The 12,393-nt window shown below is 64.2% G+C and carries 10 protein-coding genes; 3 read left to right on the forward strand and 7 right to left on the reverse strand.

Annotated features, from left to right (window positions below; translation table 11 throughout):
- Positions 1–28: 28 nt before the first annotated feature.
- From selD to mnmH, 3 genes are read right to left on the reverse strand one after another with little or no spacing between them, the layout of a single operon-like run.
- On the reverse strand, positions 29–1,093 hold the full coding sequence (selD, locus tag FAZ95_RS33400; RefSeq protein WP_137336662.1) for a selenide, water dikinase SelD: 1,065 nt from the start codon (positions 1,091–1,093) through the stop codon (positions 29–31).
- A gap of 17 nt (positions 1,094–1,110) precedes the next feature.
- Positions 1,111–2,178, reverse strand: coding sequence for a permease (locus FAZ95_RS33405; protein WP_137336663.1), 1,068 nt, complete (start codon positions 2,176–2,178; stop codon positions 1,111–1,113).
- Positions 2,179–2,191: 13 nt separating this feature from the next.
- Positions 2,192–3,253: a tRNA 2-selenouridine(34) synthase MnmH gene (gene mnmH, locus FAZ95_RS33410; protein WP_137336664.1), complete on the reverse strand. Its 1,062-nt coding sequence runs from the start codon at positions 3,251–3,253 to the stop codon at positions 2,192–2,194.
- 159 nt (positions 3,254–3,412) lie between these two features.
- On the opposite strand from mnmH, the gene FAZ95_RS33415 reads away from it, so the two are divergent.
- Positions 3,413–5,374, forward strand: a complete 1,962-nt coding sequence (locus tag FAZ95_RS33415; RefSeq protein ID WP_254700066.1) for an alpha-galactosidase — start codon at positions 3,413–3,415, stop codon at positions 5,372–5,374.
- A gap of 17 nt (positions 5,375–5,391) precedes the next feature.
- Here FAZ95_RS33415 and FAZ95_RS33420 read toward each other — a convergent pair whose 3' ends face one another.
- The 3 genes from FAZ95_RS33420 to FAZ95_RS33430 form a co-directional block, all read right to left on the reverse strand.
- On the reverse strand, positions 5,392–7,260 hold the full coding sequence (locus tag FAZ95_RS33420; RefSeq protein WP_137336665.1) for a beta-galactosidase: 1,869 nt from the start codon (positions 7,258–7,260) through the stop codon (positions 5,392–5,394).
- 133 nt (positions 7,261–7,393) lie between these two features.
- Positions 7,394–8,707: a hypothetical protein gene (locus tag FAZ95_RS33425; RefSeq protein ID WP_137336666.1), complete on the reverse strand. Its 1,314-nt coding sequence runs from the start codon at positions 8,705–8,707 to the stop codon at positions 7,394–7,396.
- 742 nt (positions 8,708–9,449) lie between these two features.
- Positions 9,450–9,725 (reverse strand): hypothetical protein, encoded by a 276-nt coding sequence (locus FAZ95_RS33430; protein ID WP_137336667.1) that lies wholly within the window; start codon positions 9,723–9,725, stop codon positions 9,450–9,452.
- Here FAZ95_RS33430 and FAZ95_RS33435 point away from each other — a divergent pair.
- Entirely contained in the window at positions 9,724–10,509 is a 786-nt protein-coding gene (locus FAZ95_RS33435; protein WP_137336668.1) for a hypothetical protein, read from the forward strand. The two genes, FAZ95_RS33430 and FAZ95_RS33435, sit on opposite strands and share 2 nt — an antisense overlap.
- A gap of 437 nt (positions 10,510–10,946) precedes the next feature.
- On the forward strand, positions 10,947–11,351 hold the full coding sequence (locus FAZ95_RS33440; RefSeq protein ID WP_137336669.1) for a DUF8788 domain-containing protein: 405 nt from the start codon (positions 10,947–10,949) through the stop codon (positions 11,349–11,351).
- 96 nt (positions 11,352–11,447) lie between these two features.
- Here FAZ95_RS33440 and FAZ95_RS33445 read toward each other — a convergent pair whose 3' ends face one another.
- Entirely contained in the window at positions 11,448–12,386 is a 939-nt protein-coding gene (locus FAZ95_RS33445) for a LysR substrate-binding domain-containing protein (protein ID WP_254700067.1), read from the reverse strand.
- Positions 12,387–12,393: the final 7 nt, after the last annotated feature.

Raw genomic sequence — 12,393 nt, forward strand, 5'->3', positions numbered from 1 at the left:
TAGGTCCCCTGTCTCGCCAGCGTCAGGATCACTCGACCACGACGCGCGGCGCCCCCTCCGCCATCGAGCCGATCACCGCGGCTTGATCGAAACCGCCGGTACGCAGGCCATCGAGCACCGCGGGCACGCTGGCCGCGTCACACGAGACGAGCAGGCCGCCGGAGGTCTGCGGATCGGTCAGCAAGGCTTGGGCAATCGCAGGCAGGCCAGGCGAGAGTTCGACCTGTGCGCCATAAGCGGCCCAGTTGCGCCCCGACGCGCCTGTCACCAAGCCCGCGCGCGCGAGTTCCGGCGCCGGTTCGAGCCATGGCAGCGCCGCGTAGTCCACGCGCGCCGCGAGTTGCGCGCCCCGGCACAACTCGAGCAGATGCCCGAGCAGGCCGAAGCCGGTCACGTCGGTCATCGCATGCACGCCGTCGAGCGCGGCAAGCGCGGTGCCCGGCCGATTCAGACGCGTGGTGGCCGCAATCATCGCGGCGTAGCCCGCATCGTCGAGCTTCCCCTTCTTCAGCGCCGCCGACAGAATCCCGACGCCGAGCGGCTTGCCGAGCACCAGCACGTCCCCGGCACGCGCGCCGGCGTTGCGCGCGACGCGCTTCGGATGCACGACGCCGATCGCCGCGAGCCCGTAGATCGGCTCGACCGAATCGATCGAATGGCCCCCGGCCACCGGGATGCCGGCCTCCGCGCACACCGCCTCGCCGCCCTCCAGCACGCGCGCGATCGTCTCGTGCGGCAGCACGTTGATCGGCATGCCGACCAGCGCCAGCGCGAAGAGCGGCTTGCCGCCCATCGCGTAGATGTCCGAGAGCGCGTTGGTCGCTGCGATGCGGCCGAAGTCGTAGGGGTCGTCGACGATCGGCATGAAGAAGTCGGTCGTGGCGACGATCGCCTGCTCGTCGTTGAGGCGGTACACGGCAGCGTCGTCGGCGGTTTCGGAGCCCACCAGCAGATCCGGAAACGCCGGCATCGGCGCGGCACGTTTGAGCAGTTCGGCGAGCACGCCGGGCGCGATCTTGCAGCCGCAGCCGCCGCCGTGGGACAGCTCCGTCAGGCGCGGCGCCGGGCCGTTTTGCGGGGAGGTCGAGTTCATAGCCAGCCTTTGTCGATTCAGAAATGGAGCGCCACGGCGGCCAAGCCGGCCACGACGCCGGCCGCCACCACCATCAGCACCAGAGTCGCCTGCACCCGGACGCCGAGCGCGCGTGCCGTCATCGCGAGCGACGGCACGCTGATGGGCGGCAACGTCATCAACAGCGCGGCGGCCGGGCCCGCCGCCACGCCGAACGACAGCATCGCCTGCACGATCGGCACTTCGGCGGCAGTGGGAATCACGAACAGCGTGCCGGCAATCGCGAACGCGAGAATCCACCATATCGCGTTATCCACCTCCGGCCCGACGTGCGGAAACAGCCACGCGCGCGCCGCGCCGAGCAGCAGCACGAGCACGGCGTATTCGGGCACGAGACGCAGCGTCATCCGTGCGAGCAGCTTGAGCCATTGCGCGAAGCGGCTGCCCTGCAGCGATGCCTCGGCAGCGAGCGCTTCGAGCTGCTCGCGCGCGGCGGACCGTTCGGCCGGCGTGGCTTGCCGGTTGACGAGCCAGCCGCCGCCGAAGACGAGCAGCGCGCCGAGCGTGAGCCTGAGCGCGGTCCAGTGCCAGCCGAGCACGAAGCCCATGAAGACCAGCGTCGCCGGATTGAGCACGGAGTTGCCGAGCCAGAACGCGACCGCCGCGCCGGGCGATGCCTGGCGCGCGCGCAGGCCCACCACCACGGGCGCCGCGCAGCATGTGCACATCATGCCGGGCAGCGCGAGCAAGCCGCCCGCGGCGACGCTGCGCATGCCGGCGCTGCCCAGAAGGCGCGCGACCCAATGCGCCGGCAGCAACGCCTGCACCGCCGAGCCGAGCAGCAGGCCGAGCACGAGCGCCTGCCAGATCGCCTTCGCGTAAGCGGTTGCATAGCCGAGCGCCGCGGGCCACGACGCCTGCGGCGGCATGGGCTCGGTGCCGGCCAGGATCGAGTGGCCGATCGAATGCGTGTCGGCCGCGACGAACGCGCGGTGATAGTACGGCGACCACTTGACGTAGTAGAGCCCGACGATCGCGATCAGCGCAAACAACGTAATGGCGAACGCCGAACCGGGGCGGCGCGGCGTTTGGATGAGAGATTCCATGGTCTCGGATCAGTTAGTTTGAATGGGCGAGATCGGCGCATTGGGCGATCAATTCGCGCGCCTGCGCGAGCGGGTCGGCCGCGCAAGGATCGAAGCCGAACGACAACGCGCCGCCGGCCGCACCGAACGATCGTTGGCTGCTGCGAGCGTACGCCGGATCGTAGTGCTGCTCGATCAGTTCCGTGCAAAGCGGCTCGAGCTGCCCGTTATCGATGAACGCGTGCCAGCGCGCGACCGTCTGCCGGCTGTGAAGACCGATCAGGCGCGTCAGCTGATCTTTGAAGAATTGCGGCGTGTCGAACAAGTGCCGATAGTCGTTCAACAGATAGCGCACCCGAGCGTCGAGCGGCGCCGACACCTGCACACAGCGCCCCGCATGAAACGCATCGAGCAGCGACAGAGGCAGCGACACATTGCCGATCCGGCGGCTTTCCGCCTCGACGAACACGGGCTGGCTCGCATCCAATTTCGACAGTGCGACGGCCAATGCCGTATCGAACGCTTTCTGCGTCGGCTGGTTGGAATCGGGCAGCGCGCCCAGGAGCGACCCGCGGTGCCGGGCCAGTCCTTCGAGATCCAATATCTGCGCGCCCGCGTCGGCTAGCGCGTGCAGCAGGCGCGTCTTGCCGGTACCCGTGTGTCCGGTCAGCGCGATGTAATCGAGCCGCGACGGCAAGCGCTCCAGTTGTTCGAGCACCTGGCGCCGGTACGACTTGTAGCCGCCGTCCAGTTGCCGCGCCTGCCAGCCGATCATGTTGAACCACACGGTCATCGAGCCGGACCGCTTGCCGCCGCGCCAGCAATAGATCAGCGGACGCCAGTTGCGCGGACGGTCGGCAAAGGTCGTGTCGAGGTGGCGCGCAATGTTGCGCCCCACCATCGCGGAACCGGCCCGGCTCGCCTCGAACGGCGAGTTCTTATACAGCGTGCCGACGATCACGCGCTCTTCATTGCTGAGCACCGGCGCGTTGATCGCACCGGGAATGTGGTCTTCGGCGTATTCGAGCGGCGTGCGCACGTCGACGATTTCGTCGAACGATGCGAGCTGATCGATGGAAACAACGAGGTTTTTCACAATGGCTGACCGGATGCCGGCGGGACGCGCGCGTTGCCGGCTATGTTCGAGTAATTTCCTATTATTCCATGCGACGGTATGGTCCGATCATTCGTCCCTATGGGGGCGGGTGCTGGACGGCTATCCGCTTCGACCGTTCGCTGATCGAGAGCCTACGCCATGTATCGCAACGAAACTGCGCTCACCGCCTCCGGCATGCCCGCACTCTCCGTGAGCGACGATCGATTCGCTTTCGGCAATGCGGCAATCGCATTGACTTGGACCGTCGCGCATTCGCATTTGACCGGCTTTGCGATCGTCGATCGCGCCCATGCGCGGACGCTGCCGGTGATCGCGCCTTTCGCGCTGACGTTCGCCGATGGACGCACACTTGGCGTTGACGATCTGAGGCTGCTCGCGCCGTTGCGGGACGATGGGCTTACCGCGGACGCGCACGCAGCCAGGCTTGCCGATCGACTCGCAGGCCGGCGCGTGAGCGCCGTTCTTCACGACGAGCATGATCGCCTGCGCGTGGAATGGTGTATCGAACAGCGCGAAGGCTCGCCGTATTTGCGCTTGCAACTGGCGATCACGGCACTCGCGCAAGACGAATCCATCGTCGCGGTTTCCATGCTTCAGACGCAAGCGGCAAACGCGCAGGCAAGCGGCAATTTGAACGGCACACCCGTGATTGCGGGCAATGTCTATCTGGGCTTCGAGCTTCCGATGTCGGAAAGCGAGGTGCTCGACGACGTGGTCCGCTTCACGGTGACGCGTGCGCTGCCGCTGGAAAAAGGGAAAACCCTCGCTTACTCGGCGGTTGCGGGTGTGGTCCGCGAAGGCCAATTGCGCCGCGATTTTTCGGCCTATCTCGAACGCGAACGCGCACGTCCTTACGGGTCCTTCCTCCACTACAACTCGTGGTACGACATCGGCTACCTCACGCGTTATACGGAAGCGCAAGCGCTCGAACGCATCGACACGCTAGGCCGCGAATTGCACTTCAAACGCGGCGTGCAGCTGGATTCTTTCCTCTTCGACGACGGCTGGGACGACTACAGCGGCAGTTGGAACTTCAGCGAGGATTTCCCGCGCGGTTTCGTGCCGCTGCGCGACGCCGCGGCGCGATATGGCGCGGCGCCCGGCGTGTGGCTTTCGCCATGGGGCGGCTATTGCGAACCTCGACAGGAGCGCGTTGCACGCGGACGTGCGTTGGGCTATGAGGTCGTCGATGACGGGTTTGCCTTGTCGGGGCCGAAGTACTATCGCCGCTTTCATGAAGTCGCGATGTCGCTGCTGAGCGCGCACGGCGTCAATCATTTCAAATTCGACGGCACGGGCAACGCCGGCAAGGTCTTCCCCGGCAGCCGTTTCAACAGCGATTGGGATGCCGCGATCGAGCTGATCGACGACATCCGCCGCGCGCGGCCGGACACCTTCATCAACCTCTCCACCGGCACCCTTCCCTCGCCGTTCTGGCTGCACTACGCCGACTCGATCTGGCGCGGCGGCGCGGACGACGGACTCGCCGGCGTCGGCGTCGACCGCGAGCGCTGGATCACGTATCGCGATGCCCAGACATACCGCAACGTCGTACTCGAAAGCCCGCTGTTTCCGCTCAACTCGCTGATGCTGCACGGGATCATTTACGCGCAGGAAAATCAGCGCCTCAACAGCGGCGCGGGTCAGGCGTTCGCGAACGAAGTGCGTTCTTACTTTGGAAGCGGAACGCAGTTGCAGGAGCTGTATGTCACGCCTTCGCTGCTTAGCGAGGGCGACTGGGACGTGCTTGCGGAATCCGCGAAATGGGCGCGAACCCATGCCGACGTTCTGCGCGACAGCCATTGGATCGGCGGTGCGCCGGATGAGCTCGAGGTGTATGGATGGGCGGCCTGGTCGCCGTCGAAGTCGATTGTCACGCTACGTAATCCGGCCGATCACGCACAACATTTCGATCTGGACTTGCGATGGCATTTGGAGTTGCCGGATGGCATCGGCGGTCGATTCGATGTGCTCTGCGCTTGGAGCGGGCGTGACGAGTCCGTTCCTGCGATGTCGGATGCAGACCAGCCGCAAACGATTCGCCTTGCACCATTCGAAGTGCTCACGCTGGAATTGCTGCCGGTAGAGGCCGGCAGTTAGCGTTTGCGGCGGGTTCGTTACGACAGCGTGCGCGCAAGTTCGACCGGTTTCGCTTCGATCTGATGCAAGTCGAAGATCGTGACCACGTTCTCGCCCTCTCGCAGCCATGGAGCCGGACAATACAGGCGCCTTTGCGGACCCAGATTCCAATAGCGTCCAAGATTGCGTCCGTTGACCCAGACCATGCCCTTGGTCCAGTGACTCATGTCGAGATAGGTGTCGCCCACGGTATCGAGCGATACCGTCGCCCTGAAAAACAAACCGGCCTTGCGCGGATTCGAGCACACGTCCCGCAAGTTGGCGATGTACCCGGGGCTCATCGGCAACAGGAACACCTCCCACTCTTTCAGAACTTCGCTCTCGCCCATCGCATCCTGCAGCGAGACCGGGCCGAGGATGCCTTTGCGGTCGATCATCGCGTGCCCATAGTTCACGCGCCCCATGCCTTCTACGAGGATGTCCAGATTCACAGCGCCCTCGTGCGACGACAGGTCGAATGGAAGTGCAAGCGGCGCATCGTGCACGACGTCGAGCGGTTGCGCGCATCGATCAGGCATCGGCGCTCTCGATACGCCGCCCGCGTATTGCTCGCCGACGAAGACCGTCGCGTAGTCGTGGACATCGACGAGATTCAGAGCCCCCCCTCGATAGTCCCGCAGCTTCTTGCGATAGAGCGCGAAACCGAACGCTTGCCCATACGCCTCGAAAGGCTGAGGGTCGACGGTTTGCGCCGCGGGGAGCGCGGCAGGCAGGTTGTCCCAAACGGACGTGTAGCGTTCGGGCATCAAAGCGTCGTTTCCGATGCGCTCGAGCATGGCGATCGGTTCGGGGACGTCGGGTAGCGGCGTCGGAAGATATCGGGCGATGATTTCGCGGTACTGCAGATATTTCGGCGTCGCGACGCCTTGCTCGGTGATGGGCGCCGCGTAGTCGTAGCTCGTGATGTCGGGCTGGTAGGCGCCGGAATCCGGATCGACGTTCGCCCCCGCATAGAAACCGAAGCTCGTGCCGCCATGAATGACGTAGAGGTTGAACGAGAGGTTGTGTTGCATGAACGCGTCCAGCGTGCCGGAGATGTCCGCGGCCGTCCCTTGCAGCGTCGCGTCGCCCCAGTGCGTGAGCCATCCGAGGTACACCTCGCCGGCCATGACCGGGACACCGGGGAACGCCTGCCGCGCCGCCGCGATTTGCGCGGCGTTGCCATTGCTCAACGCGATCGCCCCACCCGTGACGTTCGAGCGATTCTGCTGGAGCTGCGCGATGCCGTCTTCGGTGTAGAACGGGCCATCGATTCCGCCTCGAAGCCAAAGCTGCCGAATGTCTTCCAGGTAGTCCGGATTGCAGCCATACGAGCCAAATTCGTTTTCGATCTGAATCATCAGGATCGGGCCGCCGTTACACGCCATCAGCGGTTTGACGCGCGGAATCAGTTCGTCGATGTAGCGCGCGACGGCGGACATGTAGCGGGGATCGGTCGCCGAGCCGGTCCTGAGCGTGATGTCCGGATAACGCAGCATGTAGGACGGAATGCCTCCCAAATCCCATTCGGCGCAGACATAGGGGCCCGGTCGCAGCAGAACCCACATCGCTTCCGACTGGCACAAGCGAATGAACGTTTCGATATCGCGGTTCTCGCTTTGGAAGTCGAAAACGCCTGGACTTGTCTCGTGGTAGTTCCACATGACATAGAGCGCAATGGTGTTCATGCCCATCGCCCTCGTCATTTGGATGCGATGCAGCCAGTATTCGGCGGGAATGCGAGCCGGGTGGAGTTCGCCGCTGCGGATTTGGAACGGTTGGCCGTCGAGGAGGAAGTGGTTGTCGTGCTGAGCGAAGGAAAAGATGTGCGGGTGGGTTGGGCTTGGAGTGGGTGCGTTTGTCTTCATGCAGTCGAAGTTCGCGAATGTGACCCGGGTTGAAAACGAAATCGGCGCGGTCAACAGACCGCGCCTTGGACGTCGATGATGGCTTTGCGAAACGGCAATCGCGTTGCCGTGCCGATTTCACTATAGGCGAGTGTCAGGCGAATCTAGTGAGAACCGTTGCCGCCGCCGTGGCCGCCGTTTCCGCCGTTACCTTGGCCGCCTTTGCCTTGGCCTCCGTTACCTTGGCCGCCGTTGCCTTGGCCGCCGTTACCCTGGCCGCCGTTGCCCTGGCCTCCGTGACCCTGACCTCCGTTACCTTGGCCGCCGTTACCTTGGCCGCCGTTACCTTGGCCGCCGTTGCCTTGGCCGCCGTTGCCTTGGCCGCCGTGACCTTGGCCTCCGTTGCCCTGGCCTCCGTTGCCTTGGCCTCCGTTGCCTTGGCCTCCGTTGCCTTGGCCTCCGTGACCTTGGCCGCCGTTGCCCTGGCCGCCGTTGCCTTGGCCGCCGTTGCCTTGGCCTCCGTGACCTTGGCCGCCGTTACCTTGGCCGCCGTTGCCCTGGCCGCCGTTGCCCTGGCCTCCGTTGCCCTGGCCGCCGTTGCCCTGGCCTCCGTTGCCCTGGCCTCCGTTGCCCTGGCCGCCGTTGCCCTGGCCTCCGTTACCTTGGCCTCCGTTACCTTGGCCTCCGTGACCTTGGCCTCCGTTGCCTTGGCCGCCGTTGCCTTGGCCGCCGTTACCTTGGCCGCCGTTGCCTTGGCCGCCGTTGCCTTGGCCGCCGTTACCTTGGCCGCCGTTACCTTGGCCGCCGTTACCTTGGCCTCCGTTGCCTTGGCCTCCGTTGCCTTGGCCTCCGTGACCTTGTCCGCCGTTGCCTTGTCCGCCGTTGCCTTGGCCGCCGTTGCCTTGGCCGCCGTTGCCTTGGCCTCCGTTGCCTTGGCCTCCGTTGCCTTGGCCGCCGTTGCCTTGGCCGCCGTTGCCTTGGCCGCCGTTGCCTTGGCCGCCGTTACCCTGGCCGCCGTTGCCCTGGCCGCCGTTGCCTTGGCCGCCGTTGCCTTGGCCGCCGTTACCCTGGCCGCCGTTACCTTGGCCGCCGTTGCCTTGGCCGCCGTTGCCTTGGCCTCCGCTGCCTTGGCCTCCGCTGCCTTGACCGCCGCTGCCTTGACCGCCGCTGCCTTGTCCGCCGCTGCCTTGACCGCCGCTGCCTTGACCGCCGCTGCCTTGACCGCCGCTGCCTTGTCCGCCGCTGCCTTGACCGCCGCTGCCTTGACCGCCGCTGCCTTGTCCGCCGCTGCCTTGACCACCCGCGCCCTGACCACCGGCACCTTGGCCACCCGCACCCTGACCACCGGCACCTTGACCACCCGCGCCCTGGCCACCTGCACCTTGACCACCGGCACCTTGCCCACCGCTACCCTGACCACCAACGCTTTGCCCACCGCTACCCTGACCGCCCGCAACGGTTCCGCCATTACCCGAGTTGCCGGTTCCCGTGTTTCCCGCGCCTTGGTTGCCGGAGCCCCCGGTTCCGTTACCCGATGCAACCGGGCCGGCGGTCCCCGATCCTGCGCCACCATTGCCACCATTGCCACCATTGCCACCGTGCCCCGGGTTACCACCCGTCGTCGCTGCCGTGCCTGGACTTCCCGGACCCGTGCCGCGACTGCCTTCACCGCCAGCCGTTATTCCCACGGCTCCGGAGCCGCCGGAATCGCCGCTGGTTATCGCGTCATCTCCGTATCCGCTTGCAGGCGTGTCCGTCATCGACAGATCGGACTCCCTGCGCGGGCAATCTGCTGCGCCCGGCGTCGGACAATCGGTCGCTGCCTCCTGGGCGACTTCGAGCCGATCCGGCTGTCTTGCCTGGCTCGCGGCCATGACTGCCTGATCCGGGACAGCGTAAGCCGGCGTATCGCCGCCTTGCTGAGCGTATGCCCCTGCCACATGCATGCTGACCGTCAACATCGCCAGCACTTTCAATGGCGCCCACTCCCCACGTCCCCGGCTATTCCGTTTCATTTTGACGTCCTAATTAACATATCTGGACCTTCAATGGCCCATGTCCATCTTGATGGTCCGCAACCGTTTCCCCGACGGTTGCAACCCGATTGCGTGAAGTTAAATTAGGGGGTTCCCAACACGCGAACCGTTCGCTGTCCCACGCATTGGTCTGAATCGATTCGGGATCACGGGGATAAACGCAATGGATGATCGCTAGCGAACATTGGCTGCGGTCAACGCCGACGTGCTCATTGCGGCGTTGTCCGGCGACGGCCAATTACTGGCGATTGCCGCGGCAGGGGTTAACGCTGACGGGCCAATTATTTCGGCGTGCAAGTTAATCAGACCGACGTCGTGGAAAAGAAATAAGAAAACGTGGCGATCGCAGGGGCGATCAACTTGAATGCAGCCGGAGTGGTAGGCGGCGAAGGGCGGACTGCTGCATTTGCGCTGGTAATATCCGGCTTTAACACCCTCAGCTTCAATCATGCTCGCTCTCAAGCTCACGCTTGTCCCGGCATTCCTCTGGATCGTCTCGACGTCCGGCAAGCGGTGGGGGCCATCCGTCGCCGGATGGCTCGCAGGTCTCCCGGTCGTTGCCGGTCCGATTCTCTATCTGCTCGTGCTTCAGCACGGTCCGCTTTTCGGGGCCCACGCAGCGATACTTTCGCTGTCGGCGATTCTCGCTTCGGAAGCGTTCAACTTCGCCTACGCGTGGACGTGCCGTACGCGCTCCTGGCCGATCGCACTCGGCTCGGGCCTGACGGCATGGTTCCTATCCGCTTGCGCGTTATCGCGATTGCCCGCTTCGCCGCTTTGGGCCGCACTGGTGGCATTGGCCGCGGTCTGCTTCGGTCAATCGTTTCTGCCTCGCAGCAACCGCGCCTCGGCGGGCGCCCCGCTCGCTCGCACCGATTTGATCGGACGCATGCTGGCCGGCGCGGTGCTCACAGTGCTCGTCACGTCGCTCTCCGGGCTGCTCGGCGCGAAATGGAGCGGGCTCTTGGCGGTGTTTCCATTGCTCGGCATCGTGTTGTCGGTATCGTCGCACCGTGCTCACGGGCCCGACTTCGTGATCGCGCTGCTGCGCGGCATGGTGCTCGGGCGGTTTTCGTTCGCCGCGTTCTGTCTCTGGCTCTCGTTCGCGCTGACGCGTCAAGCGCCCGCTGCGGCGTTTGCCGAAGCAGCCGTCATCGCAATGGCCGTCCAATCGAGCACCAAACGGCTCGCAGCCGTGCAGCAGCACAGGCGAGAACCGCCGCGGCAACGGTAGTGCAGCATCGGATCAAAACGGTCGATTAATAGGAACCACCATAATAAAAAGCGCCGCCTTATCTTGAACGAGATAATCAGATCCTTGCGGCGCCAATATTTAAATGACTCGGCAAAAATATTTCCTCAATACCGCCCGCACCAATTTAATTACAATAATTTGACAAACCCCGATCTAACGAGACATTTTTACTGACATCCCACATACCCGTCATCTTTATCAGGTTGTTTTACGTATGACGCCTGCTATCTTCAGTTTTGCGCGGCCGCATATTCAATAATTCAAATGATCGCGCACTCTTCCGGCACGCCTGCGGCGGAGCGTCTTTTGGTTTGATTGAAAATTACGTCAATTTATTTGTCGTTTTCAACACGCACGGCCGTTTTCCGCCCCACGGGGCAGAAAATCAATTATCCATTTCATAATCAGGAGTCGACATGGCAACGATTTACGTAGATGTGCTCGTCAATGTGGCCAAGGCCATTGCCGAAAACAATCTGTCGAAATACGTATTCATGGTGGATTCGACGGGCTACAGCGGCGATGGCTCGGAAGGCAGCAATGAATTGAAGACGAAATGCGAAAACGGCGACACGATCGTCTGGTCCGCCGTTTCGATCAACCCGGGAGAAGAGATTGCCATTCTCGGTTTCGGCGGACAGGCAATTCCCAACATGGTCAATCCCCAACAATATCCGCAATACGACGGCACGGTTTGGGGCGGACGGGTCAATCAGGCAGGGACCAACGTCCAATACAACATCTACATGCTGCTGGAAGGCAACGTTCATATGTCGTTCGATCCGTTCATTACGGCGACCAATCCGCAAGCTTCGCGGTAATCGCATGAGCCGGGCGAATCCGCTCGCGCTCAAATGAACGGCCGGTCCCGGCTTGTCGAAGCGTGAAATAGACAAGCCGGGACTGCACACCCCTCACTACGCCGCCTCGCTTTCCAACGGATTCGTAAATCCGCGCACCGAATCCATCATGAGTTCCGCAAGCCGCTCGACCGGCGGCGTCACCGCCGGCGATCCGCGCAGCAGCATCAGAGACAGCTGCGGCAGCGGCGGCAGGCCGTGCGCTTTTGCATCGAAGACGATCAGCGACGGCGGCACGCCGTAGCGCGTGCGCACGGTCAACCCTAGCCCGGCCGACGCCGCCGCCCACAGCCCGGCCAGACTCGGGCTCGTGAACACTACGCGCCACGGTATCCCCGCGCGATCGAGCGCGGCCCGCGCCGCGTCGTACATCAGGCAGGGCCCGTCGAACGCGATGAGCGGCAGCGGTTCGCCCGACTCCACACGCCAGTTCAACGACTTCGCGCCGATCCAGCGCATCGCGGGCCTCGCGACCAGGTCGGCGCGACCGTCCACGCGGTGCGCGTAGGTCGATGCCGGCCCGCTGTCCCAGATCAGCGCGAGTTCGAGCTCGTTCGCTTCGAGCCGCGTCACCAAGTCGGCATTGCGCGCGACGCGCGCTTCGATGCGCACCTTCGGATGGGCCCGCGCAAACGACCCGAGCACCTCCGGCAGCAGCGTCTCGCCGAAATCCTCCTGCAAGCCGAGCCGCACCCAGCCTTCGAGATCGGTGCCGCGCACCGCTGCCGTCGCTTCGTCGTTCAACTCGATCAAACGCCTGGCGTAGCGCAGCATCATCTCGCCCGCATCGGTCAGCGCCAGCCCGCGGCCCGCCTTGCGAAAGAGCGGCGTGCCGGCCTGTTCCTCCAGCTTCTTGATCTGCGCGCTGATCGCCGAGGTCGAACGCCCGACCTTGTCCGCCGCCTTGGCGAAGCTGCCCATGTCCATGCCCGTCACGAAGCTGCGCAAGCTCGCCAAATCGAAGTTCACCTGGCTCATCGGATCATCCCGTTTCATCGAACGA

The organism is Trinickia violacea (assembly GCF_005280735.1).
Taxonomy (GTDB): domain Bacteria; phylum Pseudomonadota; class Gammaproteobacteria; order Burkholderiales; family Burkholderiaceae; genus Trinickia_A; species Trinickia_A violacea.